The following is a 25,668-nucleotide window of genomic DNA, read 5'->3' as shown; positions in this document are numbered from 1 at the left end:
AGCTAAGTAGAAACGCGCCATCGACGATGGCATCTGACAATCGACTGTTCTCTCCGACATCCCTTATTGGGACGTGGAAGCCTGAACGGTTCCGGCTGCGACACAAGTTCGCGCAAGACACCTCAAGTCGGCGGAAACACCGCATCTCCGCAGAATCGTGCAACCCCAAAGCGCATCGACTATGCGTAGTCTATCGACGGATTTCCTTGTTTCAATAAATTTCCTTCGATGTTATGGGTGGCTGCAATCTATTTCACGGAGGTCGATCTGTCAGAGTCCATGGGACAGGAGTCGGGTTCGTCGCGCGCGCTGCTGCACACCGTCGCCAAGTTGTACTACCTGTCGAACATCCCCCAGAACGAGATCGCCAGACAGCTCGACCTCTCGACAGCCACGATCTCGCGGTTGCTCAAGCGGGCGCGCGAGGAAGGCATCGTCCGGATCGAGGTGCGGGATCTGGTGGGACCGGACGATCTGGCACGAGACCTTGAACGCGCCCTCGGGCTGAAGCGGGCCGTCGTCGCCGAGGTTCCCGAGGCCAACGCGGTGAGTTCGCTGGCCGGCGCCGTTTCGGGCTGCCTTGCCGACGCGGGGCTGCACCCCGGCTCGGTGGTCGCCATCGGTTGGGGCCGCGCGGTCCGGGACATCATCCAGGGCGGCCTGCAAAAATGTCCCGGCGTCATCACCGTCCCGGCCAACGGCGGTATGCAGGAGACGGCGGATCACTTTCAGATCAACGAGTTCGTCCGTCTGGCAGCCGAGCAGATGGGCGGCACGCCGCGCTTCCTGCACGCCCCTTACCTGCCGTCGACCGCTCTGCGCGAAGCCTTCCTGAGCGATCCCAGCATCCGCGAGACCATTGCGCTCTGGGAAAAGGCGGATGCGGCTCTCGTCGGCATCGGTCTGCCGCACGTATCGCCGACACCCGGCCAACTCGGCGTAACGGCCGACGAGCGTCAACTCACCAATGCGGTGGGCGACGTCATCCGCCATTACTTCGACGCCCACGGACAGCTCGTCTCCTGGAGCGGGGCCGACCGCCTGATCGCCCTGTCGGTCGAGCAGCTGAGGCGGATTCCGGCGGTCATCGGCGTTGCCGTCTCCACCGCCAAGGCCGCCGCCATCGTCGGCGCCGCCCGGTCTCGGCTGATCAACACCCTGGTCACTGATGTGCGAACCGCTCAGGCCGTGCTCGATCTCTGCAGCTAGATGATCGCTGTCAGGGACGAGGCAGACGGCAGATAGCCCCAGCAATACAATCACATAGTCGACCTGCCACGGCGCGCGGCTCCCTGAGTTCACGCCGGGGCAAACCAACGAAACGCCACCGGCTGTTCGCCGGCGCCGCATCGTCATGCGGTCGTCCCATCGTGCCGGCATAACCCTGATACCGGTCTCCGCAAGTTATTTCATAGCAGCTGGACGATTTCAGAAATTTTCGTCACGACCTATTGAAATTTGTTTCGGAAAGATGTTACGCATGTGTCGCCGATCTCGTGCGACCAACATGGCCGCCCAGGCGGAAGGCGCGTTTGAGGAAACGTTGCCGGATTTGGGAGGAAACACATGAAGAAGATTGCAGCCGCGCTCGCCGCCGTTCTCGTTTCGACGACCGCCGTCACGGCGGCTTCGCTGAAGCCCGCCGACGTCACCATCGCCCTCATCTACGGCATCAAGGGCGACCCCTTCTACGTCACCATGGAAAAGGGCGCCCGCGCCAAGGCCGAAGAGCTCGGCATCACGCTGGTCGCCGACGGCCCGTCGCAGTGGAACCCCAGCCTGCAGACGCCGCTGATCGACGCCATGATCGCCAAGAAGGTCAACGGCATGGTCGCCGTGCCCAACGATCCCACCGCCATGATCGCCGTGCTGGAGCGCGCATCCCAGGCCGGCATCGTCATCGCCACGGCCGACACGTTCGTCGGCGACGGCGACTACAAGACCGGCAGCGTGACCTTCCCGGTGGCCGGCGTATCGTCCGACAACTTCGCCGGCGGCGAGACGGCCTGCAAGGCGCTCATCGACAGCATGGGCGGCAAAGGCTCGCTCTACGTGCTCGTCTCGACGCCGAACGTTCCGTCCGACACGCTGCGCCGCGATGGCTGCAAGGCCGCCGTCGAGGCGACCAACGGCGCGGTGAAGCTGGCCGGCGTCGACTACACCCAGAGCAACGCCACGACGGCGACCAACCTGACGCAGGCCGCGCTCCAGCGCGACAAGGACATCGGCGCCGTCTTCGGCGGCAACCTGTTCAGCGCCCAAGGAGCGGCAGCCGCCGTTCGCACGGCCAACCTGCAGGGCACCGTCAAGATCGCCAGCTTCGACGCGCCCGAAGAAGCCATCGCCAGCCTGAGGGACGGCCTGATCGACATCGTCATCGCCCAGCAGCCCGGTCAGATCGGCGCGGTCGCCGTCCAGTCGGTCTACGACTCTCTCATGGGCGAGACCGACATCGCCGCCAAGATCGCCATCCCCTTCGTGACGATCACCCGCGACAACGTCGACAGCCCGGAAGCGCAGTCGGCGATCTACAAGGCCAAGTAACCCCCAAGGCCCGCCCGGGAGACTCCACTCTCCCGGACGACCGCCCAGGCGCGGCGCCGGGTCATCCCCTCCAAGCGACCCGGAGCCGCCTCGGCGGCCTCTGATCCGCCCATCGACAGATCGATGGCGCTCGGCGCGGTGTGCCCCTCCTTCACCTTCCAGCTCAAGGACGCGCTCCATGAGTGTCAAATCAACCAGCCTTTCGTCCCCGGCCTCAGAAGCATCCGCGTCGCAGGACGAAGTTCTGGCGCCCTCCAATCTCGTCGCCTTCGCCGGCCGGATGTGGGCGGTTCTGTTCCTGATCGCGCTGATCGTCTTCTTCTCGATCGCCGCGCCGGGCTTCTTCGACCTGTTCAACTTCCAGGCCGTCGGCGCCAACATGGCCGTGCTGCTGGTGCTCGGCCTGGGGCAGACCTTCGTCATCATCTCCGCCGGCATCGACCTGTCGACCGGTTTCGTCATGGGGCTTGCAAGCGTCGCCAGCGCCATCGTCATGCAGTCGCTGACCGGCTATCCGCTGCCGGTGATCATCCTGCTCGGCCTGATGACGACGCTGCTCATCGGGCTCGCCGCCGGCACGGTCAACGGCGTGCTCGTCGCCTACATGCGCGTGCCGCCGTTCATCGCCACGCTCGGCACCCTGTCGGTGGCCGAAGGCGTCGCCTACGTGCTGTCCGGCGGCCCGCCGGTCTCCATCAGCACGCGCGGTCTCGGCTTCTTCGGCAACGGCTTCCTCGCCTACTTCCATCCCGAGGCCGGCGTCAGCTTCCTGGGCATGCCCGACAGCGTGACGGGAACGGCCGTGCGCGATGTTGTCGGCTTCTTTCCGCTGCAGGTCCTCTACATCGTCGTCCTCGCCTCCTTCTGCGGCTGGCTGCTCGGCAGCACCCGCTTCGGTCGGCACGTCTACGCCGTCGGCGGCAACCCCAAGGCCGCCTCCCGCGCCGGCATTCCGCTCGCCTGGACGCTGTTCAAGATCTACGTGCTCTGCTCCGTCTCGGCGTCGCTCGCCGGCTTTCTCTACGTGCTGCGCTTCAACGGTGGCGTCGCCAATGCCGGCGACGCGCTGATGCTGTCGTCGGTCGCGGCCATCGCCATCGGCGGCGCGTCGATGCTGGGCGGGCAGGGCCGCATCCTTGGCACCGTCGTCGGCGCCCTGGTGATCGCCGTCATCCAGAACGGCCTCGTCATCCTCGGCATCGACCCCTTCTGGCAATACGTCGCCGTCGGCGCCGTCATCATCATGGCCGTCCTGGTGGATCAGGCCAAGGGGAGGTTCTTCCCATGACCACGCTCGCCCCCCACCCCGTCTCCGCCCCCGTGTCGATCCCCCAGGTTCCGCATCCCGAAGGTCTCACCCCGGTCCTGCGCTGCCGCAAGATCACCAAGCGCTTCGGCGGCCTCGTCGCCGTCGACCAGGTGGACTTCGACGTCTACCCCGGCGAGACCGTCGCCCTGCTCGGCGACAACGGCGCCGGCAAGTCGACGCTGATCCAGACGGTCGCCGGCGTCCACCGGCCGGACGGCGGCACCATCGAGCTCGACGGCAAGGAAGTCGACATTCCCTCGCCATTGCAGGCGCGCGACCTCGGCATCGAAACGGTGTTCCAGGATCTCGCGCTCTGCGACAACCTTGGCGCGGCGGAGAACATCTTCCTTGGCCGCGAGCTCCCCGGCAAGGCCTACGGTTTCCTGCCTGGCCTCAACAACGCCCGGATGCGTTCCGAGGCAAAGACCGTCCTGTCGGAACTGCATATCAACATCCGCAACCTCGAAGCCCCGGTTCGCACGCTGTCCGGCGGGCAGCGCCAGGCGACGGCCATCGCACGCGCCGTCTACTGGAAGGCCAAGCTGATGATCATGGACGAGCCGACAGCCGCCCTCGGCGTGCCCGAGCAGAAGAAGGTCCTGTCGCTGATCGAGACGCTGAAGTCGCGCGGCGTCCCGGTGATCGTCATCTCCCACAACATGCAGGACGTTTTCGAGGTCGCCGACCGGCTGTTCATCATGCGCCGCGGCCGGGCCGTCGCCGACCTCCGCGCCGCCGACACCAACGCCAACGAAGTCGTCCGCCTGATGGTCGGCTGACCGTCGTCCGGCAAATCCAATCAACACACGACAGGAACACAAAATGCCCAACAGGATGACAACCGCGGAATATCGCGGTTACCAGCAGATTTGCGGCCCCGACGGCCACATGATGGTCGTTGCCTGCGACCAGCGCGGCGCCATGCGACAGATCCTCGCATCGACCCCCGAGGAGCGGGCCAGGATCGACGAGAACAAGCTTGGCGACGTCAAGTCCGACATCGTCGCCTATCTCGCCAACTCGGCCTCTTGCGTGCTGCTCGATCCCGTCTGCGCCGTGCCGCGCGTCATTGACGAAGGCGTTCTCGGCCGGAACACCGCGCTGCTGATCGGCCTCGATGCGTCCGGCTGGGACGTCGACGCCAAGGGCTACCGCCTGTCCAAGCTGGTGCCGGGCGTCGACGCCCGCCGGGTCCGCGAACTGGGCGGCACCGGCGGCAAGCTGATGGTCTACCTGCGCCCCGACCGCCCCGAAGCCAACACGCACAACATCAAGATCATTCGCGATTGCGTCGCCGACTTCGCCAAGGAAGACCTGCTGCTGGTCGTCGAGATCCTGACCTACGCCTTCGACGGCGAGGACGAGGCCGCCTACAAGGCGAAGTTCGGCGAACTGATCGTGGGCTGTGCCCGCATCGCGCTCGACAACGGCTCCAAGGTGCTGAAACTGCCGTTCCCCGGCAGCGCCGCCTCCTGCCGCGCCATTTCCGACATGGCCGGCGACGTGCCGTGGGCCGTGCTGTCGGCCGGCGTCGACCACAACACCTTCCTCGGTCAGGTGGAAACGGCCATGCGGAACGGCGCCTCCGGCGTCATCGCTGGCCGTGCGCTCTGGAAGGACTGCATCTCGCTCGATCGCAAGGTCGAGCAGGACCGGCTCGCCAACATCGCGACGCCGCGCCTCAGGGAGATCCAGAAGATCCTGCAAGCCTTCGCCGCGCCGGCGCTCGTGCCGGCTTGAGCATAGCCGAAAGGAGCGGCCGAAAGGCCGCCTCCTCGCACGCGCTTTCGTGCATTCTCAAACTATGCCTCCCGCGAAAAAGACGAGGTCCCCATGACGGATAGCGCTACCGCTCTTGGAATCGACGTTGGCGGCACGAACCTGCGCATCGCCGAAATCGACGCGGCCGGTCGCATCCTGTCGCGACATGCCGAGCGGGTGACCAACGGCCGGGACGCCTTCTCGAACCGGCTGGCCGAACTCGTCGCAACCCACCGGAGCCCCAACGTCGCGGCCATCGGCATCGGCATTCCGGGCCGCGTCGACGCGGCGGCCGGGCTGGTCCTGTCGGCGGGCTATCTGGACATCGGCGGACTGCCTCTGGCCGGATGGCTCGGCACCGCCACCAGGCTTCCCGTCGTTGTCGAGAACGACTGTTCCATGGCGCTGATTGGCGAATGCGCCGTCGGCGCCGCCCGTGGGGCCGAAAACGTGGTCATGTTCACCATCGGCACCGGCATCGGCGGCGCCATCATCCAGGGCGGCCGCCCGCTCCATGGGCACGCCACCGCCGGCCAGCTCGGCCACATCACGGTTCGTCCCGGAGGGGAGCGGTGCAACTGCGGTCGGCAGGGCTGCGTCGAAACGACCAGTTCCGGCACGTCGCTGGGGCGGCTGATCCGCGAGGCCGGACTCGCCACGGACACGACGGTGCAGGGTCTGTTCGCCCGGTCCGACGCCGGGGACGATGTGGCGACGGCCGTATTGCGGGCCTGGGCGGAACCGATGCGGGACGCGGCCACGTCGATGGCCGCCGCGTTCGACCCCGACCTCGTCGTGTTCGGCGGCGGTCTCGGTGGTGCGATGGTCCGGGCGCTTGGACGCCTTCCACCCGAGACCAGTTGGTACAACTACGACATCCGACCGGCCGCGCTTGGCGACGATGCCGGCATCATCGGCGGCGGCCTCTGGGCGCTCGCCTCGCTCCGTCGCGGCAAGGCGCCCCAAGCGAGCCTGCCGGCCTTCGCGGCCGAGGCCGGCCACCTACCCGTTTTCAATCCGCAGCCGTGAGAGCCCCCATGCATCCGGTCTTTCTCGTCAATGGCGTGCCCGCCAGCGGCAAGTCCACCGTCGCAGCCATCATCGCAAGGCGCATGTCCCTGCCCATCCTGACGGTCGACACCATCAAGGAAGCCTTCTTCGACCATCTCGGCATCGGTGACAGGGACTATAGCCGCAAGCTCGGGCGGGCGAGCTATCACGCGATCTTCTCGAGCATCGCCGGCTTTCCGGACGGTCTCGGCGCCGTTGTCGACGCCTGGCACAAGTTCGTGCCCCTCGACGTGCTGGAGGCCCATCTTGCCCGGGCAGGAGCCGGCCCGGTGGTGGAGATCTGGTGCCACGCCCCGCCCGAGGTCTGCGCCGAACGCTATCGTGCCCGCGCCGCGTTTCGCCACGCCGGCCATCCGCCCGCCAGCTACGCCCCCGAGCTAGCGGAACTGGCGGCCCGCGCCACGCCCATCGGACTCTGGCCCGTCGTCGACGTCGAGACGCTTGCGGCCGCCGATGAGGACGAGCTGATCCTGCGGATCGGAAGGGCCGCCGGCCTCTCCCCCGAGGGATGAGGGTTCGAGTGTCTTGACCGGCGCTTCTGGGAACATCCAGCCTGGAAGGCCACACAATGAAAACGCCCCGGCGCGGTCGGCACCGAGGCGTTTCGAACTGCTTGAGATCTTGGATCCGTCAGGCGGCGCGCTTGTGCGGCGGTTGGCGCAGGTTGGCCACCGGCTCCCAGACGGCGCGGTCGAGCTCGCGCTCGGCGGTCTCGCGACAGAAGCCGACGTCGTCGAGCAGATACGGATCCTCGACCAACCGCTGCAGGTCGTGCCTGAGCAGGCTGCGCTTGCGCCACTGCCGATAAAGCTGCCCCGGGTTGAAGGTGCTGCCGGCCCATTGGCGGAGGGACATCGAGAAGATCATGATAGAACTCCGTGAGCTTCGCTTGGCTTCTATATGACGATGCGACTGTGCCGCTTCAAACGCCTTTTTCGCCCGCTTGACGTTCCAAAAACTCAACCGTAAACAAATCCTTGCCAAACGCGTCCGGCCGGTCGGCGCGAGGGGACGATCTCTAGGTGAAACTGCGTGTCGATCTGCCATATTTCTGACAAACCAGCCCTTTTTCGGCTGCAGTCTACGGGATTTGCAGGATGGTGGTACGCCGCTGATACCTTGGTCGATACACGATCGCCGTAGGTTCCCGCGGCATTTGCTCGTGCGTGAAAATCAACCGGAACCGACTACGGGGAGTGCCGAACGTGGCCGTCAGCCGCCTGCCCAGCCTCAACGCCCTCAAAGCCTTCGAAAGCGTCGCCCGCCTCGGCGCGCTCAACCGCGCCGCCGAGGAACTCAACGTCACCGAGAGCGCCGTCAGCCGGCAGATCCGCGCGCTGGAGGACGACTTGCGCGTCGAGCTGTTCCGCCGCGTCCATCGTGGCGTCAGGCTGTCGCCGGAGGGCGAACAGCTGGCGCTGTCGCTCGGCACCGCCTTCGAGGCGATCCGGCGCGGCGTCGAGCAGATCCGCGCCCGCCCCGGCGTCGTCCGCGTCCGCACGCCGCCCACCTTCGGCGCCCGCTGGCTGCTGCCGCGCCTCAGGAGTTTCGAGACCGCCAACCCCGATCTCTCGGTGCGCGTGTCGGTGCTGTGGGAGAACATGGATCCCAGCGACGTCGAGAACGACGTCGGCATCCTCTACGAGTCGCGCCAATGGCAGCCAGAGGAACTGGTGCCCTTCCTGATGGAGCGGCTGACGCCGGTCTGCTCGCCGGCCTACTACCAGACCGTCGCCCATCTTGAGCCGCCCGAGCGAATCCGCCGCGGCCAGATCCTGCATGGATCGGGCTTTGCCGACTGGAAGCGTTGGGTGGCGAGAGCCTTCGGCGACGAGGCGCTCGACGTCGAGCATGGCGAGATCTTCGACACCATGGACACGGCCCTGCGCGCCGCCGAGGCCGGGCGCGGCTTTGCCATCGGCGACCTCTCGATGATCGGTGACGACATCGCCCTCGGCCGCTTGGTGGCGCCGTTCAACATCGTCACCGGCGGCGTCGACAATCTCTACCTCGTCCGCCGCGACCGCATCCGCCCCAAGCCCGAAGTGACGCGCTTCGTCGAGTGGCTCTACGCGCAAGTAGAGGAGATGAACGAGGCAGGGTGAAACTCCAGGCACTCGCCTTCATGCACAGGAGAGAGGCAGCGCATCGGTCGACGAGGACTGATGCCGTTCTTTCCATCCTTGACAGCGGCAAAGAAGCTCAGATAACATACATGCCTAATTGATGGGCGGCGATGTATCGCGCCCATGACATGAGCTCTTCCAGAGCAACGGGCAGCATGGCCCCATGACCTTTCGGCGATCGTTCGAGCGAGCCGGAGCGTGTCATGGGGCTTTTTGCGTTGGTCGTTGCATTGAGGTTTGCAATGGTCGGCACGATCAAGGTCGGGATCTTGTTCTCCTGCACCGGACCCTACAGCTCCATAGGGCGCGATTGTCGCGATGGTGCGGCGCTTGCCTTTGCCGAGGCCAGCGAGATGGCCGGCGAGGGGATGTCGTTCGAGCCCGTCTACACCGATCCGGAAGGTGAGCCGCGCGCCTATCTGGAACAGGCGCGCGCCATGCTGCGCGACGGATGCCGCCTGATCATCGGGACCATCACCTCGCTCGCCCGCAAGGAAGTCATTCCGCTCATCGAGAAGCACGACGGCCTGCTCTGGTATATCTGCCCTTACGAAGGCTTCGAAGCCAACGAGAACGTCATCTACACCGGCGCCTGTCCCAACCAGCACCTGATGCCGCTGTTCGAGCATCTGCTGCCCAAGCAGGGGCGGCGGGTTTATCTCATCGGCGCCAACTACGTCTGGGGCTGGGAGATGAACCGCATCGCCCGCGACCTCTTGCGGGATGCCGGCGGCGAGGTGGTCGGCGAGCGTTGCCTCCCCATCGAGGAAACCGATGTCGACAGGCTGATCGCCGACATCCAGAGCCGCCGTCCCGACTTCATCCTCAACAACATGATCGGCCCCTCGAGCCATGCCTTCCTGAGGGCCTACAAGGCGCTCGGCGATGCCGATCCCGCTTTCCGGCCGGAGGTGCGGCCAGTGGTGAGCTGCGATCTCACCGAGGCCGAGATCGGCGAGATCGGCCTTGGTCTCTCCACCGGCCACCTGTCGGCCGCCAGCTACTTCGGCACCCTGGCAACGCCGGAGAACGAGCGCTTTCGGGCGCGCGCCGCCACGGCTCTGGGCGCCGATCGTCGGCTCTCGTCCTTCGTCGAAGGCGCCTATGTCGCCGCCCACATGCTGATGGACGCGGTTCGGTCCGCCGGAACCGATGAGCCGGCCGCCGTGCGCGCGGCAGTCCACGCCCGCCTGTTCGAAACGCCGCACGGGCCGATGCGCATCGATCCGCGTACCAACCACGCGGCCCTGCCGTTCCATCTCGGCCGCATCCGCGACGATGGAAACTTCGACATCATCGCCAGCCGCCCCGCCATGGCGGCCGACCCCTACATGACGGCGCCGCGCGACGGCGGCCGCTCCAGCCTGAGGGTGGTCTCATGACGGTGATCCCCGACCTCGTCGGCCTGAAGGCCGCCATCCTCCACCGCCCAGACGAAGGGACCGCGCGCCTCGTCCGTCAGCTTGGTCTGCTTGGTCTTGAGGCACATGTGCAGTGGACGCCGCTGGATCTTGAGGCGACGCCGGCCGACATCGTGCTGGTGGATGCCGACCAGGGCTGGTCGGGCCTGCTGCCCTGGGCGGGCGAGCCGGCGCCGGTGCCGATGGTCGCCTTGCTGCAATCGGAAGCGCCCGGCCGCGTCGCCTGGGCGATCTCGGAAGGCGCGCTTTCCATCCTGCCCAAGCCGGTGGTGCCCGCCGCAGTCTATCCGGCGCTGGTGCTGGCCGTCGCCGCCCATGCCCGCGCGGTCGAAGCGGCCGCCCGCATGGAACGCCTGGAGGAGCGGCTCCGCATGCGCCCCCTGGTGCATGCCGCCGTCAGGTCCATCGAGATGGCGGCCCAGTGCGACGAGGAAGCGGCCTACGCCTCTCTCCGCCGCGCGGCCATGAAGCGGCGCATCACCATCGAACAGACGGCCGCCGAGATGCTGGCCGGCGTCATTCCCCTGTCGGAGGCCGGCTGATGCGCATCGCCCGTGAATTCCTGCGCCGCCCCACGGCCGTTTTCGGCCTCGTCGTGGTGCTCCTGGTGGTGATCGGCGCCCTCACCGCCCCGCTGATCGCCCCCTATGCCCCCGACGAGCAACTGTTCGACGGCCTGACCCTCGAAGGCGCGCCCATCGGCCCCGACGCGGCCTTTCTGCTCGGCACCGACACGCTCGGCCGCGATCTCCTGACCCGCCTGCTGTTCGGCGCCCGCACCTCCCTGATCATCGGCGTCGTCGCCAACGGCACGGCCGTGACCATCGGCCTCGGCATCGGCATGCTGGCCGGCTACCTGCGCGGCCCGGCGGGCAATGCCCTGATGCGCTTCACCGACCTGATGATGGCCTTTCCCGCCCTGCTGCTCGCCATCGTACTGGCGGCGCTGTTCCACCCCAGCCTCTGGATCGTCGCCATGGTGATCGCCATGGTCAACTGGGTGCAGGTGGCGCGCATCGTCTACACCGAAACACGCGGGCTGGTGGAGCGCGACTTCATCCTCGCCGAACGGTCGCTCGGCGCCGGACACGGACGCATCGTCTTCCGTCATATCCTGCCGCACCTGATGCCCACCGCCATCGTCTGGGGCACGCTTGGCATTGCCACCACGGTTCTGCTCGAGGCAACGCTGTCCTTCCTCGGCGTCGGCGTGCAGCCGCCCGAACCTTCCTGGGGCAACATCATCTTCGAAAGCCAAAGCTTCTTCACGGCGGCGCCCTGGCTGGTGATCTTCCCGGGCATCGCCATCCTGCTGACGGCTCTCTCCTTCAATCTGGTCGGCGATGCCTTGCGCGACATCCTCGACCCGACCCAGCGTGGGAGGATGTGAGATGATCGAGCTGATCCTGCGCCGGCTCGGCGGCGCGCTGATGATCCTGTTCGGCGTCGCGGCGATCACCTTCGTGCTGCTCTACGCCTTGCCGGCGGACCCGGCGGTGCAGCTTGCCGGCCGCTCGGCCACCGCCCAGACGGTCGCCAACATCCGACACGAGCTCGGCCTCGACCAGCCGCTGATCGTCCAGTTCATCCATTATCTCGGCAACCTCGTGCAGGGCGATCTCGGCCGCTCCTACACCCAGAAGACCGAGGTGATGACGCTGATCCTTGCCCGCCTGCCGGCGACGCTGATCCTGATGGTCTCCGGCATCCTGGTCGAGGTGGCGATCGGCCTGACCCTCGGCACCGTCGCCGCCCTCAATCGCGGCGGCTTCGTCGACCGGCTGGTGATGACCGTCTCCTTCGTCGGCGTGTCGGCCCCGCAGTTCGTCGTCGCCCTGCTGCTGCTCTACGTCTTCGCGGCGACGCTGCAATGGTTCCCGATGTCGGGCTTCGGCACCTTCAGCCACGTCGTGCTGCCGGCGCTGACCCTCGGCGTGCTGGGCGCCGGCTGGTATGCCCGCATGGTGCGCTCGGCGATGATCGACGTGCTCAACCAGGACTATGTGCGCACGGCACGGGCCAAGGGCGTCGCCGAGCGCGCGGTCATCCTGCGCCATGCCGTGCCCAACGCACTGTTGCCGATCGTCGCCATGATCGGCATCGACATCGGCCAGTTCATGGGCGGCGTGGTGGTGGTCGAAGCCGTCTACGGCTGGCCCGGCATCGGCCAGCTCGCCTGGCAGGCGATCCAGCAGGTCGACATTCCCATCATCATGGGCGTCACGCTCATCTCCTCGCTCGCCATCGTGATCGGCAACCTGGTCGCCGACCTTGTCGCGCCGCTAATCGATCCCAGAATCCGGGCCCGATAGGGCCCGGGGAGCAAAAGAAATTCGGGCCCGATAGGCCCCGATGACGCCGGGCCGCAGCCCGGTCAACGACAACAAAAACCAGTCAAACAACAAAGGGGAACCCGCATGACACATTGGCTGCAAAGAACCGCGCTGGCCGGACTGATGGCGCTGACGCCACTCGTTGCGCTGGCCGACGAGACGCCCGTCAAGGGCGCCACCATCGTCGTCACCTACAAGGACGACATCGCCACCCTCGACCCGGCCATCGGCTACGACTGGCAGAACTGGTCGATGATCAAGAGCCTGTTTTCCCGCCTGATGGAGTATACGCCCGGCACGGCCGATCTGGTGCCGTCGCTGGCCGAGAGCTTCGAGATCACGCCGGACGGCCTGACCTACACCTTCAAGCTCCGCAAGGGCGTGAAGTTCTCCAACGGTCGCGAGGTGGTGGCCTCCGACGTCAAGTATTCCATCGAACGCGCCGTCAATCCCAAGACGCAGGGCCCCGGCGCCGGCTTCTTCGGCGCCATCGCCGGCTTCGAAGACCTCTCCGGCGGCAAGGCCGAGGGGCTCTCCGGCATCGAGACGCCCGACGACGGCACCGTCATCTTCAAGCTCAGCCGTCCCGACGCCACCTTCCTGCATGTGCTCGCCATCAACTTCGCCTCGATCGTGCCGAAGGAAGTCGTCGAGGCGGAAGGCCAGGACTTCGGCAAGAAGCCGGTCGGTTCGGGCGCCTTCGTCCTGAAGGAGTGGGTGATCGGCCAGAGGCTGGTGTTCGAAAAGAACCCGAGCTTCTACGTTGCCGACACGCCGAAGATCGACGGCTTCACCGTCGAGGTCGGCCAGGAGCCGCTGGTGGCTCTCCTGCGCCTTCAGCAGGGCGAGGTCGACATCGCCGGCGACGGCATTCCTCCGGCCAAGTTCCTGGAGATCAAGAATGGCCCGGATGCCGCCGACATCATCGTCGATGGCGAGCAGCTTCAGACCGGCTATGTCGCGATCAACACCCGCGTCAAGCCGCTCGACAACGTCAAGGTGCGCCAGGCCCTCAACATGGCCGTCAACAAGGAGCGCATCACCCGCATCGTCAACGGCAGAGCCACGCCGGCCAACCAGCCGTTGCCGCCGCTGATGCCCGGCTACGACAAGGACTTCAAGGGCTACGCCTACGACATCGAGAAGGCCAAGGCGCTGCTTGCCGAAGCCGGCTTCCCCGATGGCTTCGAGACCGCGCTCTACGCTTCGTCGACCGATCCCAATCCGCGCATCGCCCAGGCGCTGCAGCAGGATTTTGCCGCCATCGGCGTCAAGGCCGAGATCAAGGCGCTGGCCAACGCCAACGTGATCGCCGCCGGTGGAACCGAGGGCGAGGCGCCGATGATCTGGTCGGGCGGCATGGCCTGGATCGCCGACTTCCCCGATCCCTCGAACTTCTACGGCCCGATCCTGGGCTGCGCCGGCGCCGTCCAGGGCGGCTGGAACTGGTCCTGGTACTGCAACAAGGATCTCGACGCCCGCGCCATCGAGGCCGACTCGATGTCCGATCCGGCCAAGAAGGACGAGCGCGCCAAGCTCTGGGGTTCGGTGTTCACCGACCTCATGGCCGATGCGCCGTGGATCCCGGTGTTCAACGAGCGCCGCGTCGTCGCCAAGTCCAAGCGCATGGGCGGGCCGGGCAACATCTACATCGATCCGACGCGCGTCATCAACTACGACGCCATCTATGTGAAGCAATAACAAGGATTTGACCGCAAGTCCGCGCCAGCGCGGGGGGAGACTTGTCTTCCCCCGTCAACTGGCGACAGGGAGAAATCGCCATGTGCGTTGCCTGCGACTACACCATCCATCGCCGCGATCATCATTATGGCTGGAGCCGCGATTTCACGCCGGCCGCCTTGGCGAAATCCGGCTCGACCATCCATTTCGAGTGTCTCGACAGCTCCGGCGGCCAGCTCGGCACGGGCTCGACGGTGGCCGACGTGGTCAACCTCGATTTCGCCAAGGTCAACCCGGTCACCGGCCCGGTCTACGTCGAAGGCGCCGAGCCCGGCGACGTGCTGAAGGTCGAGATCCGCGAATTCGTTCCCTCCGGCATCGGCTGGACGGCGGTAATCCCCGGCTTCGGCCTGCTGGCCGATCAGTTCACCGATCCGGCGCTGCACGTCTGGACATACGAGCCCGGCACGATGGCGCCTTCGCTGTTCGGTCCCGGCGGCCGCGTACCGCTCAAGCCGTTCGCCGGCACCATCGGCGTCGCCCCGGCCGAGCCGGGCGTCCATTCGGTCGTTCCGCCACGCCGCGTCGGCGGCAATCTCGACATCCGCGATCTCTCCTCGGGCGTTACGCTCTATCTGCCGGTCGAGGTCGAGGGCGCCCTGTTTTCGGTCGGCGACACGCACGCCGCCCAGGGCGACGGCGAGGTCTGCGGCACCGCCATCGAAAGCGCCATGAACGTCACGCTGACGCTCAGCATTCTCAAGGGACAGACGCTCGAAAGCCCCCGCTTCACCACGCCGGGACCTGTGACGCGCCATCTCGACGCCGCCGGCTACGAGGTGACCACCGGTGTCGGTCCCGACCTGCTGACCGCGTCGCGCGAGGCGCTCAGCCGGATGATCGATCTTCTCGCCGCCGAGCACGGCTACAATCCGGCCGACGCCTACATGCTCTGTTCGGTGGCCGGCGATCTGCGCATTTCCGAGATCGTCGACATGCCGAACGTGGTGGTGAGCTTCTATTTCCCAAGGATCGTGCTGTCGTGACGGACATGAGCGGAGACTTCAAGGCAGCACCGGTTCTCACCGTCGACGGGCTGACCGTGGACGCGTTGACCGATCGCGGGGCAAAGCGCGTGCTCGACGCCGTGAGCTTCGAGCTGGCGGCGGGAGAGACGCTCTGCCTGGCCGGCGAAAGCGGCTCCGGCAAGTCGGTCACGTCGCTGTCCGTGATGCGGCTTCTGCCGCGCGCCTCGCTGCGCATCGTCTCCGGCTCGATCAAGCTTGAGGAGCGTGACCTCACCACCCTCGGCGAGCGGACCATGCGGGAGGTGCGTGGCCGCGACATCGCCATGATCTTCCAGGAACCGATGACATCGCTCAACCCGGTGATGACCATCGGCAAGCAGCTTCTGGAGCCAATTCTGATCCACCAGGGTGGCAACGAAGCTTCCGCCCGCGCCCAGGCGCTGCGCATGCTGGATGCGGTGCAGCTCACCGAACCGGCAAGGCGCCTCGGTCAGTATCCGCACGAACTCTCCGGCGGCATGCGCCAGCGAGTGATGATCGCCATGGCGCTGTCCTGCCGGCCCAAGGTGCTGATCGCCGACGAACCGACCACCGCCCTCGACGTCACCGTGCAGGCGCAGATCCTGAAGCTGATGCGAGAATTGAAGGGCGAGTTCGGCACGTCCACCATCCTGATCACCCACGACATGGGCGTCGTCGCCGAGATGGCCGATCGGGTCGCGGTCATGAAGGATGGGCGCCTCGTCGAGATCGGCTCGGCGGTCGACATTTTCGAACAGCCGACCCAGACCTACACGCGCGAGCTGATCGCCGCCGTCCCCCGCATCGGCGCCCGCACCGGCACCGATGGGCCGCCGGCTGTCACGGCGGAAGCGATGGCGGCGCCGCGAGCCGATAAGTCGCTTGAACCGGTCCTCGCCGTCCAGAACCTCAAGGTCACCTATGGCGCCCGCGCCAGCCTGTTCGGCCGCAAGGCCGGCCAGCTCGCAGTCGACGGCGTTTCCTTCGAGCTCAGGGCCGGGCGGACGCTCGGCCTCGTCGGCGAGAGTGGCTCGGGCAAATCGACCACCGGCAAGGCCGTGCTCGGCCTGATCCCCTACGAAGGCTATGTCGCCATCGGCGGCGAAGAGCTGATGGACTTCTCGGTCAAGGCGATGCGGCCGGTCCGTCGTCTCGCCCAGATGATCTTCCAGGACCCCTATGCCTCGCTCGACAGCCGCATGACGGTGGGCGCCGCCATTGCCGAGCCCATGGCGATCCACGGCATTGGCGACAGGTCCGATCGCGCCGACCGGGTCGCGGAGCTCTTGCGCCGCGTTGGCCTGACGCCGGATGTGGCCAGCCGCTATCCGCACGAGTTTTCCGGCGGCCAGCGCCAGCGCATCTGCATCGCCCGTGCGTTGTCGCTGAAGCCCAAGCTGATCGTCGCCGACGAGAGCGTCGCCGCGCTCGACGTGTCGGTTCGCGCCAAAGTGCTCGATCTGATGCTGGAGCTTCAGGAGACGGAGGGGCTGGCCTATCTGTTCATCTCGCACGACATGGCGGTCATCGAGCGCATGTCGCACGACGTCGCGGTGATGAACGGCGGCCGGATCGTCGAATACGGCCCGCGCCGCGCCGTCTTCGAAAACCCCGGGCAGGACTACACCCGACGCCTGATCGACGCCGTTCCGATCCCCGATCCGTCCCGACGACGCCTGGCGATGGCGGGCTGAGAGAGAGGACGAGGGGCCGCGAGCCTCCCGTCAGCGCTTCATCAGCGCGAACACGCCCCACCCCAGATACTCTCGAGTGTAGGCGGCGTAGCGCTCGGGCTCCGAGGTGAGCTTGGCGCGCACCTCGCCCGCCAGTTCGTCGTCCGGGTTGGCGTCGAGCCAGCGGCGCATGGTCAGCCATTTGGCCGCCTCGTAGCGGTCCCAACCGTCCTGGTCGGCCAGGACCATTTCGACGACATCGCAGCCGAGAGCGCCGAAGGACGCCACGAGCTCCGGCAGTGCGAGGAAGTCGGAGACAGAGTGGGCAAGACAGCCCTTGGCGACCGCATCCGTCGCAGGCAGCGTCCGCCAGTAGGGCTCGCCGATCAGGATGATGCCGCCCGGACGCAGGCTCCGCGACAAGAGCTCGATGCAGCCGCCGACGCCACCAGCGATCCATGTGGCGCCGACGCAGGCCGCCACGTCGACCTTCTCGTCAGAGACATGGCCGGCGGCGTCGCCATGGATGAACGTGACCTTGTCGGCAACGCCGAGTTCCGCGGCCCGGCGCTTCGCCTGCTCGGTGAACAGCCGGCTCAGATCGACGCCGGTGCCGACGACGCCATGATCGCGCGCCCAGGTGCAGAGCATCTCGCCCGAACCGCTGCCGAGGTCGAGCACGCGCGCGCCCGGCTCCAGGCGCAGCGCCGCGCCGAGCGTGGCGAGCTTGTCGGCCGTCATCGGATTATGGATGCGATGGGCGCTTTCGGTGATGTTGAATATTCGCGGAATGTCCACTGAGAACCTCAAATTTGAATTGATTCAAAGTCCGCGCGAAGTACCTCCGATGCGCAAGAATGTCCACAATGCCTTTAGTAGAGACGGCCGCCGACCACGGCGTCCTTGTCCGGCACCACCAGCACCACATGCCCGGCGGCGTCGGGAACGCCCAGCGTCAGCACCTCCGAGCGCATCGGCCCGATCTGCTTGGGCGGGAAGTTGACGACGCCCAGCACCAGCCGCCCCACGAGGTCCTCGACCTTGTAGTTCTCGGTGATCTGCGCCGACGAACGCCGCTCGCCGATCTCCGGCCCGAAGTCGATGCGGAGCTTGTAAGCAGGCCGCCGCGCCTCCTTGAACACCTCGGCCGCGATGATGCGGCCGACGCGGATGTCGACTTTCAGGAAGTCGTCGTAGTCGATCAGGTCGCTCACCGCTCAGCCCGCCAGTTCGCGCGAGCGATGGGTGGCGGCGGCGATGGCCGCGTCGACCAGCGGCTGCCAGCCTTCCTCGCCCATCAGCACGGCCAGTCCGGCGGCGGTGGTGCCGCCGGGCGAGGTGACGTTCTTCCTGAGCGTCGCGGCGTCGGTCGGCACGCCGCCAAGCAGTGCGCCGGCGCCGACGACGGTCTGCCGGGCCAGCTGCATGGCGAGATCGGGCGCAAGGCCGGCCTTCTCGCCGGCCGCCGCCATCGCCTCAACCAGCAGGAAGACATAGGCAGGCCCGCTGCCCGACAGGCCGGTCACCGCATCGATCAGCGACTCATCGCCGATCCAGGCCGACTTGCCGACGGCGTTGAGCAGGCTGGTCACGACGCGCCGATGCGTCTCGGTGACGGCGCCGTTGCCGACGGCCACCGACATGCCCTGCCCCACCTGGGCCGGCGTGTTGGGCATGACGCGGATGATCGGTCCGTCGCCCAGCGCCGCCGCGAGAGTGGCCAGCGTCGTGCCGGCGGCGATCGACACCACCAGCGTCGACGGCCCCACCACGCGCTTCAGCGCCGGCAGCGCCTCGCCCATCTGCTGCGGCTTGACGGCGAGCATCACCACGTCGGCCGGTTCGGAGATGTCGGCGGCGTCCTTGTAATGGCTGACCGAGTATTCGATCAGCATCGAGAAGGCTTCGGACCCGATGTGCGGGTCGACGATCGACACCGACTTGGGGTTCATCCCCTTCTTGAGCCAGCCGTGCAGCATGGCGCCGCCCATCTTGCCGGCACCGACGAGCACGAGCGAACCGATTTCCGAAAATGGCATGATGATCTCCCCGTCCGGCCCCGACCTCATGCGCGGGGCCGACGATCCGACTGCCTCCGGTCTGCCACAAATCGGCTCGTCAGAAAAGCCGAGGCAGGCCGCGCGAGGGTCGTGAAGGCTCCGAATCGCCGAACGTCCATCCCCTCGCTCGCGCCCCTCCCCTCCGGAGCAGCCACATTTATGGTTAATCGAATGTGACCGACAATCGCGAAATCGTGATAATATTCATTTGTATTAAAGTTCGATTGATGCACCGTTTCAGATCAGTAACCATACTGTTGCATCAATACATCAACCAAAATGCGCCGTCGTCTTGCCCCGATTTCGTCAAATTCTCGCATGGACATCGCCTCATTTGAACATCATCTTCAACCCATCGAACAGCCGGGCAGCAATTGCTTACGGCCTGATGGAAAGCGTGCGGGACGTCCTCCCAGTGTCACCGCACCGGATGTAAGGAGTGAAAGTAATGAGCAAGCTGCTTCTTGGCGCCGTCGCCGGTTCGGCCCTTCTCCTGTCGGCTCCCGTTTTCGCCGCCGACCTCAACGAGCCGATCCCCCAGGCTCCCTATGCGGCCCCGGTGACCAGCTCCACCTTCGACTGGACCGGCGCCTATGTCGGCGCCAACGTCGGCTACACCTGGGCCAACCAGCCCGAGGCTGGCGGCAAGGATCGTGACGCTGCCGTTGGCGGCGTGTTCGCCGGCTATAACTACCAGATGCCGAACAACGTCGTCGTCGGTGGCGAAGCCGAAGTCGCCTATGGTGGCGCCGACCCGCTGGCCACCTGGACGGGCGCCGTCCGCGGCCGCGCCGGCTATGCCTTCGACAACATCCTGGTCTACGGCGCCGTCGGCGGTCTGGTCGGCCAGGGCGAGATGAAGAACAGCGGCGGTGACGAGACCCGCACCCACGTCGGTTATCAGGTCGGCGCCGGTATCGAAGCCGCTCTGACCACCAACATCACGGCCCGCGCCGAGTACCTCTACACCGACACCAACAGCCGCGACTACAACGGCGACAAGGGTGATCTGGACGGCAACGCCGTCAAGGTCGGCGTCGGCTACAAGTTCTGATCCTCTTCGGACCGAACAATGGAATGGCCCCGGCAGCTTCGGCTTCCGGGGCCTTTTCCATGAGTGGCCTGGGCTTATGCCGAGAGCGGCCCATCGCGCATCGTGGACGCGAGAACCTTCTGAAGATCCGCCTTGGTAAACGGCACGCAATAGGCCGGCGTTCCCCGCTCGAACCGCCACCCCTCGGACAGCGGTCCGACATCTACCGCATCGAACCCGAACTCGTCATAGAGTTTGACGGCCACCGCCTTGGTGTCGGCATCGTCCCCCGCCAAGGGCAGGGCGCGGCGGTCGGGCACGCCCGCCGGCTTACCCTCGCTTTCCAGATCCTTCATGGTGATGGCGTTGAACGCCTTGACGATCTTCGATCGCGGCAGGTGACCGGCCAGCAGTTCGCTGGTCGTCGTCGCGCGCGCGTCGAGTTCGGGAAACCGGCCATCCCGCTCGTGATAGTAGTTGTTGGTGTCGATCACGATCTTGCCGGCAAGCGGCTCGACCGGCACCGCGCGATAGGCCGAAAGCGGAATGGCGACCACAACGACGTCGCCAAACGCCACCGCCTCGTCCACCGTGCCGACCTCGGCGCCCACCGCGTAGCGCAGGCTGAACATCGTCTGAGGCCCGCGCGAGTTGCTGAGCATCACCTGATGCCCCGCCTGAACCGCCAGCTTGCCGATGGCGCGCCCGACAAAGCCCGCGCCGATAATACCAATCTTCATTCCGTTTCTCCGTGTGTCCCGTCACATGGAGGTTTAATTGAGCACGCAAACGCGATAAATATCCTTGAACGAACTACATTCCACACCAGAAGGGAATAATCGTGGATCGGCTCACCAGCATGGCGGTCTTCGTGAAGGCCTCCGATCTAGGCTCCTTCGCATCCGCCGCCGAGGCCATGGGCATGTCGCCCCAGATGGTGGCCAAGCACGTCGTCTTTCTGGAGGACCGCCTCGGCGCCACGCTGCTTCATCGCACGACGCGCCGGCAAAGCCTGACCGACGTCGGGCGCGCATACTATGACCGCTGCAAGCTGGTACTGGCCGAAGCCGAGGCCGCCGACACGCTGGCGCTTGACATGCGGTCGCGGCCGGAAGGCGTGCTGCGGGTCAACGCGCCGGTGACCTTCGGCGCCTTCAGCCTCGCCCCCTTCGTCACGCGCTATCTCGACCGCTACCCCGGCATGCGGGTCGACCTGACGCTCAATGATCGGTTCATCGACCCGCTGGAAGAGGCATTCGAGGTGATGATCCGCGTTGGCGAGGTCGACGACAACGCGCTGGTCGTCCATCCGCTCGCGCCCTATCGGCTCATCGCCTGCGCCTCGCCCGCCTATCTTCAGCGACGCGGCACGCCGGAAACGCCGGTCGACCTCGAAGGGCACGATTGCCTCGCCTATGGCTATTGGTCGCCCAGCATCCCCTGCCGATGGCTGTTCTCGCGCGCGGGCAAGACCGAGGAAGTCAGGGCGAACGGCCGCTTCCGCAGCAACGACTGGAAGGCCTTGCTGCACGCGGCCGTCGAGGGTTTCGGCGTCACGCTGGGGCCGGAGAGCATATTGAACGGCGAGATCGCCGCCGGCCGCCTCGTGCGCGTGCTGCCGGACTACGAAGGACCGGCCAAGCCCATGCACGTCCTCTACCCCGCCGGTCGCAGGCCGACCGTCAAGCTTCGCAGCTTCGTCGACGCCGTGGTCGAGGAGTTCGGACCGGGGAGCAGGCGGGCCGGGGAGCGGTAACAACGCATGGCGTCCCAACGGTACCTATGCTTCAGAATCTGAACCGGGCCTCCACTGGGCGAACATCCAGCTTCGATTTCCGCGCGTCTGCCGCTCCAATGTCTCGTGCCGAAGGGTGCCCTTATGGCGTTTGCCGTCCCGTCAAGGAGGTTGGAGGCAAGACGTCCGTATCCCCGATGCTCAGCGATTCAATCACAGCTTCAAAGCCGTGCTCCGCTCGCCATCCGAGGTCTTCGGCAGCGTTCATCGACGCGTACACACGGTCGATCCCCAAAGGCAGCGCCCAACCGCGTCTGGCAAAGTCCTCAAACAGTCCTGGAGCGCGTCTCGCGATGACACGAGGCGCGTCTATCGCGAGTTCTGGCAGATCTTCTCGGGAGAACGGCGTTTGGGCCGAGATCACATAGCGCTGGAATGCCGCCCCACCATTCCGCAGCGCCATCACATGCGCCTCGACAGCGTCACGCAGGTCCACGCCTCGGTGGAGGCGGTAGAGCGCCATGAGATTTGCCGGTTCGGGAAAGCAGCGCGACAATCGCAAGATGCGAATGGAGAGGTCCGGAGCGGCCATTTCTTCGAGGATATTCTCGGCCGCGAGTTTGGTTCGATGGTAGACGGTCCTGGGAACTGGACGAACCTCCTCGTCTATCCAGGCACAGGCGCCAACGCCGATCACCGCACCATAGAGCGCCGTCGTACTGGTGAAGACCAGCCGTCGAACCCCCGCATCCCGCGCCATCGCTGCAACTAGAAACGTTGCATCCACATTGATCCGCTGAAACTCGGAATCCGGCACAGCGCCCACGTGTGGTGCATGAAGCGCCGCCGTATGAATGACGGCGTCGGCACCCTCCAGCAGCCTTGCCAGAAAGACCCGGTCGGAAATGTCGCCCACGAAAGGCGTCGCAGACGAGGGGCGATTATCGGCTCCAACAATCTCGCAGACGGAGCCCAAGGCCCTGCAGATGGCGCTACCGATCCGCCCTGAACTACCGGTTACGACGACGCGCATCGGCAAATCTCCAACATCCGCCCCTACTCGCTTGCCACCAACTCCGGACAAAACGGCAGATCGGCGCGCTCACGCTCCGTCATGCGAGCGATATCCGGATGAATCAGCGGATCCCGCCGCCAGACGGCGTCTGGGCGACGTTCCCTTTTTGCGTGCCGAAAGAAAGTGAGAATCCGTCTCATGATGGGCCAGCATTGCCCGGTTCCTCGGTCGAGGGGAATCGACTTCTTGATCGATCGCATTTAGATTTTCTAAATGCGAAACCTCAATTCCGTGTCCCTTTCCGCCATCCGCGTGATTGAAGCCATCGCACGAACCGGCTCGCTCGTTCGCGCGGCGGAGGAACTGGGCGCCACACCCGGCGCGCTCAGTCAACGCCTTTCGAAAGCGGAGGCGAGCCTGGGACAACCGCTGTTCGTTCGCTTGTCGACCGGCTTGCGCCCGACGGAAAGCTGCGCCCGCATCGTTCCCCGGCTCACGCTGGCCCTGACCGAGTTGTCCGCGTCCCTGACGGAACTGAAGCGGTCGGAAAGCACGACGCTGACAGTCACCGTCGCACCAATCTTTGCAAGCCGCTGGCTGATCTGGAGGATCGGCAGGTTCAATCAGAAATACCCAACCATCAGCCTGAGGCTGCTGCCAACCGCCGACGTTATCGACCTCGATCATTCGGATGTCGACGTGGGCATCCGCTTCGGCCGCGACTCCGCGGCGATGGACGGAGCCTTCAAGCTTATCGACCAGCGCGTGTTTCCCGTCTGCTCACCCGAGCTCTCCCGATCCATCCAGAAGCCCCAGGACCTGTTCCAGTTTCCGATCATCCGCGAAAACGATCAGCTTTCGGGGTGGGAGGTGTGGCTCGCGGCACTTGGCCTCGGCCACCCGGAAATGAAAGCCGGTCCAACCTACGCGGACGGATCGCTCTGTCTGGATGCGGCAATGCTAGGGCAAGGCATATTCATGGCCTGGCAGACACTGGCAAGCGACGCCCTGGAAAGGGGGCAAGTCGTGGCGCCCTTTCCGAACCGCGTGCTCTCCGGAGCCAGCTATTGGTTCATCACCAATCGATGGTCGGTTCAAAAGCCGGCCGTGCGTCAGTTCCGCGAATGGTTGGGCGAGGAGATGGCCTGCTCGCTTCGCTATTGGGAAACCTGCTGACCGGCACCGTACATTGAGTCTCAACGCGGCGCGGTCTCTGCAAAGCCGGGACAGCGGGCGGCGAAGCGCTCGTACCAGCCGGCAAGACGCGAACGGCCCGCCCGCCAGTCGTCGCCAAGGCGGAAGTCGATGAAGCCGAGGCCACAGGCAACCGCGATCTCGCCCACCAGAATGTCGGTGTCCGACGGCGGCGCCATGTCCAGCACATCAAGGGCGCGGTTCATCTTGCCGCTCTGGTAGCCGAGCCAGCGCTGCGACCACGAGGGCTCGTCGCGGAACAGGGTTTCGAGCCGACGGAGCACGCCGGCATCGAGAATGCCGTCGCCGAGCGCCTGCAGCTTCAGCGCCGCGAAGCGCGCCTCCGGCTCGCTGGGAATGATGCGGCCGCCACCGGCGAGGTGGTCGAAGTATTCGAGGATGACGCGGCTGTCGTAGAGCGTCGAGCCATCGGCGAGCACCAGCGTCGGCACCTTGCCGAGCGGGTTCTGCGCCCTGAGGCTGTCATTGTCGTCGAAGGTGTCGGCCGGCGTCACCTCGATCCATCCGGACAGGCCGAGAACGGCGGCGGCAAGGCGCGGCTTGCGGCCGAAGGGGGACGTGAGACTGGTACGCAGGATCATGTCGGCCATGGCAAAAGTCCAGTAAGGTCAACGCGCCGGATAGACATCCGTCCAGCCGGACGCGGCGCCGCCGCAGCTGGTGGCGGCCGAGAGACGGTCGAGGCGAAATGCAGTGTCGGTGAAGGTCCAGCCGGCTCGGAAGGCGCAGCCTTGGTCGTCGGCGCCACTCGCCTCCAGGCGGCGGCTCTCCGCGTCATAGGCGACGTCGAACAGCACGTCGACGCCATACCAGCCGAGCCGTTCGGAGAAGCCGGCGAAGAGGAGCGGATTGATGCCCCCGATCTCGCCTCTATCGATCGTGTAGAGGCGGGAGGCGAGCCCCGAGGCGTTGCGATAGCAGGGGATGACATAGAGCGTCGCCGTCTCGCCAAGCGGCGCGATCAGCGGTTCCGCGCCGGCGATGTCGGCCGCATCGGGCTTCTCGCAGGCGGCCGAGGCCAGATGCAGCTCCAGAAGGCGCGGCGGCACGCCGGCCGCCGAGAGGTGGGCGCCGGCATCGACGTCCGGCGCCTCCGGCAGGTTCTCCGGTGGCCCGGCGCGACGGTCGCCGGGAATGCGCCCCTGCTGGCGGTCGATCTCGTTGAGGGCATCCGCCAACCCGTCGAGCGGGAAGCGGTCCGTGTGCGCGTTGCCGGCGATATCGATGAACGAGAAGCGCAGCATGTGACCGCGCTGGATCTGCAGCATCAGCCGCCCGAGCGCGGCGGGCGACACGATGTAATAGTCGGATGGATGGACGAAGGGCGCGTAATCCGAACCCGGATAGAGCGTGCTGTCGACGCCGTTGTCGACCGAGAGCGCCACGGGGCGGTCGCGATCGGCAAGCACGCCCAGCGTCGAGATCGACACCGTCCAGCGCGCCCGGCTCTCCGGCGACCGCTGAAGCACGACGACGCTGGCCTTGTCCGCGTTCGCCGCCTGTATGCTGGCGGCGCAATGCCGCTCGTCGTCACAGGTGACCGTGACGGAGCCGAACCGCTTGGAGACCGCCGCCGACGCATCGGCTGCCGCGCCGAGGGCGAAAGCGAAAAACGCTACTGCAAAAACCAACCGCCGCGACAT

The 25,668-nt window shown here is 66.1% G+C and carries 27 protein-coding genes; 18 read left to right on the top strand and 9 right to left on the bottom strand.

Features of this window, described 5'->3' with window-relative positions; all coding sequences use genetic code 11:
• The first annotated feature begins 309 nt into the window (after window positions 1–309).
• The 7 genes from M4J39_RS18065 (at window position 310) to M4J39_RS18035 (ending at window position 7,197) form a co-directional block, all read left to right on the top strand.
• Window positions 310–1,209, top strand: coding sequence for a sugar-binding transcriptional regulator (locus tag M4J39_RS18065; RefSeq protein ID WP_251729951.1), 900 nt, complete (start codon window positions 310–312; stop codon window positions 1,207–1,209).
• 357 nt (window positions 1,210–1,566) lie between these two features.
• Window positions 1,567–2,544, top strand: a complete 978-nt coding sequence (locus M4J39_RS18060) for an ABC transporter substrate-binding protein (protein ID WP_251729835.1) — start codon at window positions 1,567–1,569, stop codon at window positions 2,542–2,544.
• 178 nt (window positions 2,545–2,722) lie between these two features.
• Complete coding sequence (locus M4J39_RS18055) at window positions 2,723–3,832, top strand: ABC transporter permease (protein ID WP_251729834.1); 1,110 nt, start codon at window positions 2,723–2,725, stop codon at window positions 3,830–3,832.
• Window positions 3,829–4,632, top strand: coding sequence for an ATP-binding cassette domain-containing protein (locus M4J39_RS18050; protein ID WP_251729833.1), 804 nt, complete (start codon window positions 3,829–3,831; stop codon window positions 4,630–4,632). The genes M4J39_RS18055 and M4J39_RS18050 overlap by 4 nt, the downstream gene beginning before the upstream one ends.
• A 43-nt stretch (window positions 4,633–4,675) precedes the next feature.
• A complete protein-coding gene (locus M4J39_RS18045; RefSeq protein ID WP_251729832.1) occupies window positions 4,676–5,593 on the top strand; it encodes a tagatose-bisphosphate aldolase in 918 nt (305 codons plus the stop codon).
• A gap of 93 nt (window positions 5,594–5,686) precedes the next feature.
• Window positions 5,687–6,643, top strand: a complete 957-nt coding sequence (locus M4J39_RS18040) for an ROK family protein (protein ID WP_251729831.1) — start codon at window positions 5,687–5,689, stop codon at window positions 6,641–6,643.
• Between the two features lie 8 nt (window positions 6,644–6,651).
• Window positions 6,652–7,197: an AAA family ATPase gene (locus M4J39_RS18035; protein WP_251729829.1), complete on the top strand. Its 546-nt coding sequence runs from the start codon at window positions 6,652–6,654 to the stop codon at window positions 7,195–7,197.
• 118 nt (window positions 7,198–7,315) lie between these two features.
• On the opposite strand, the gene M4J39_RS18030 is transcribed toward M4J39_RS18035, so the two are convergent.
• Window positions 7,316–7,552, bottom strand: coding sequence for a hypothetical protein (locus M4J39_RS18030; RefSeq protein WP_251729828.1), 237 nt, complete (start codon window positions 7,550–7,552; stop codon window positions 7,316–7,318).
• 338 nt (window positions 7,553–7,890) lie between these two features.
• On the opposite strand from M4J39_RS18030, the gene M4J39_RS18025 reads away from it, so the two are divergent.
• On the top strand, window positions 7,891–8,790 hold the full coding sequence (locus M4J39_RS18025; RefSeq protein ID WP_251729827.1) for a LysR substrate-binding domain-containing protein: 900 nt from the start codon (window positions 7,891–7,893) through the stop codon (window positions 8,788–8,790).
• Between the two features lie 97 nt (window positions 8,791–8,887).
• Here the strand turns inward: M4J39_RS18025 and M4J39_RS18020 are convergent, their stop codons facing one another.
• A complete protein-coding gene (locus tag M4J39_RS18020; RefSeq protein WP_251729826.1) occupies window positions 8,888–9,070 on the bottom strand; it encodes a hypothetical protein in 183 nt (60 codons plus the stop codon).
• On the opposite strand from M4J39_RS18020, the gene M4J39_RS18015 reads away from it, so the two are divergent.
• The 7 genes from M4J39_RS18015 to M4J39_RS17985 all read left to right on the top strand — a co-directional run bounded on the left by M4J39_RS18015 (window position 9,054) and on the right by M4J39_RS17985 (window position 16,988).
• The gene (locus tag M4J39_RS18015) at window positions 9,054–10,193 is read left to right on the top strand and encodes a transporter substrate-binding domain-containing protein (RefSeq protein ID WP_251729825.1); all 1,140 of its coding nucleotides are present in this window, start codon (window positions 9,054–9,056) and stop codon (window positions 10,191–10,193) included. The two genes, M4J39_RS18020 and M4J39_RS18015, sit on opposite strands and share 17 nt — an antisense overlap.
• Window positions 10,190–10,774: an ANTAR domain-containing response regulator gene (locus M4J39_RS18010; RefSeq protein WP_251729824.1), complete on the top strand. Its 585-nt coding sequence runs from the start codon at window positions 10,190–10,192 to the stop codon at window positions 10,772–10,774. The genes M4J39_RS18015 and M4J39_RS18010 overlap by 4 nt, the downstream gene beginning before the upstream one ends.
• Window positions 10,774–11,622 carry an ABC transporter permease gene (locus tag M4J39_RS18005; RefSeq protein ID WP_251729823.1) on the top strand — a complete coding sequence of 283 codons (849 nt, stop codon included), beginning with the start codon at window positions 10,774–10,776 and terminating at the stop codon, window positions 11,620–11,622. Before M4J39_RS18010 ends, M4J39_RS18005 begins: the two co-directional genes overlap by 1 nt.
• 1 nt (window position 11,623) lies before the next feature.
• Window positions 11,624–12,544, top strand: a complete 921-nt coding sequence (locus tag M4J39_RS18000; protein ID WP_251729822.1) for an ABC transporter permease — start codon at window positions 11,624–11,626, stop codon at window positions 12,542–12,544.
• A 105-nt stretch (window positions 12,545–12,649) separates the two neighbouring features.
• The gene (locus M4J39_RS17995) at window positions 12,650–14,266 is read left to right on the top strand and encodes an ABC transporter substrate-binding protein (RefSeq protein WP_251729820.1); all 1,617 of its coding nucleotides are present in this window, start codon (window positions 12,650–12,652) and stop codon (window positions 14,264–14,266) included.
• A gap of 80 nt (window positions 14,267–14,346) precedes the next feature.
• On the top strand, window positions 14,347–15,291 hold the full coding sequence (locus M4J39_RS17990) for an acetamidase/formamidase family protein (protein WP_251729818.1): 945 nt from the start codon (window positions 14,347–14,349) through the stop codon (window positions 15,289–15,291).
• Between the two features lie 5 nt (window positions 15,292–15,296).
• A complete protein-coding gene (locus tag M4J39_RS17985; RefSeq protein ID WP_251729950.1) occupies window positions 15,297–16,988 on the top strand; it encodes an ABC transporter ATP-binding protein in 1,692 nt (563 codons plus the stop codon).
• A gap of 30 nt (window positions 16,989–17,018) precedes the next feature.
• Here M4J39_RS17985 and M4J39_RS17980 read toward each other — a convergent pair whose 3' ends face one another.
• The 3 genes from M4J39_RS17980 to proC all read right to left on the bottom strand — a co-directional run bounded on the left by M4J39_RS17980 (window position 17,019) and on the right by proC (window position 19,006).
• Window positions 17,019–17,765 (bottom strand): methyltransferase domain-containing protein, encoded by a 747-nt coding sequence (locus tag M4J39_RS17980; protein ID WP_251729817.1) that lies wholly within the window; start codon window positions 17,763–17,765, stop codon window positions 17,019–17,021.
• Between the two features lie 74 nt (window positions 17,766–17,839).
• On the bottom strand, window positions 17,840–18,181 hold the full coding sequence (locus M4J39_RS17975) for a tRNA-binding protein (RefSeq protein WP_251729816.1): 342 nt from the start codon (window positions 18,179–18,181) through the stop codon (window positions 17,840–17,842).
• A 3-nt stretch (window positions 18,182–18,184) separates the two neighbouring features.
• Entirely contained in the window at window positions 18,185–19,006 is an 822-nt protein-coding gene (gene proC, locus M4J39_RS17970; RefSeq protein ID WP_251729814.1) for a pyrroline-5-carboxylate reductase, read from the bottom strand.
• Window positions 19,007–19,475: 469 nt separating this feature from the next.
• Between proC and M4J39_RS17965 the strand changes: the two genes are divergently transcribed.
• Window positions 19,476–20,081 (top strand): outer membrane protein, encoded by a 606-nt coding sequence (locus tag M4J39_RS17965; protein ID WP_251729813.1) that lies wholly within the window; start codon window positions 19,476–19,478, stop codon window positions 20,079–20,081.
• A gap of 74 nt (window positions 20,082–20,155) precedes the next feature.
• Here the strand turns inward: M4J39_RS17965 and M4J39_RS17960 are convergent, their stop codons facing one another.
• A complete protein-coding gene (locus M4J39_RS17960) occupies window positions 20,156–20,800 on the bottom strand; it encodes an NADPH-dependent F420 reductase (RefSeq protein WP_251729809.1) in 645 nt (214 codons plus the stop codon).
• A 101-nt stretch (window positions 20,801–20,901) separates the two neighbouring features.
• Between M4J39_RS17960 and M4J39_RS17955 the strand changes: the two genes are divergently transcribed.
• Entirely contained in the window at window positions 20,902–21,816 is a 915-nt protein-coding gene (locus M4J39_RS17955) for a LysR substrate-binding domain-containing protein (RefSeq protein WP_251729807.1), read from the top strand.
• 121 nt (window positions 21,817–21,937) lie between these two features.
• Here the strand turns inward: M4J39_RS17955 and M4J39_RS17950 are convergent, their stop codons facing one another.
• Window positions 21,938–22,828 carry an NAD(P)-dependent oxidoreductase gene (locus M4J39_RS17950; protein WP_251729806.1) on the bottom strand — a complete coding sequence of 297 codons (891 nt, stop codon included), beginning with the start codon at window positions 22,826–22,828 and terminating at the stop codon, window positions 21,938–21,940.
• 273 nt (window positions 22,829–23,101) lie between these two features.
• On the opposite strand from M4J39_RS17950, the gene M4J39_RS17945 reads away from it, so the two are divergent.
• Entirely contained in the window at window positions 23,102–23,986 is an 885-nt protein-coding gene (locus tag M4J39_RS17945; protein WP_251729805.1) for a LysR substrate-binding domain-containing protein, read from the top strand.
• A gap of 20 nt (window positions 23,987–24,006) precedes the next feature.
• On the opposite strand, the gene M4J39_RS17940 is transcribed toward M4J39_RS17945, so the two are convergent.
• Entirely contained in the window at window positions 24,007–24,615 is a 609-nt protein-coding gene (locus M4J39_RS17940; protein WP_251729803.1) for a glutathione S-transferase family protein, read from the bottom strand.
• An 18-nt stretch (window positions 24,616–24,633) separates the two neighbouring features.
• Complete coding sequence (locus tag M4J39_RS17935) at window positions 24,634–25,668, bottom strand: DUF1176 domain-containing protein (RefSeq protein WP_251729802.1); 1,035 nt, start codon at window positions 25,666–25,668, stop codon at window positions 24,634–24,636.

Origin of the sequence: Pleomorphomonas sp. NRK KF1, assembly GCF_023721755.1 — a bacterium.
Taxonomy (GTDB): domain Bacteria; phylum Pseudomonadota; class Alphaproteobacteria; order Rhizobiales; family Pleomorphomonadaceae; genus Pleomorphomonas.
Note: the sequence above shows the minus strand (reverse complement) of the source record. Positions and strands in the feature narration are given on the sequence as shown.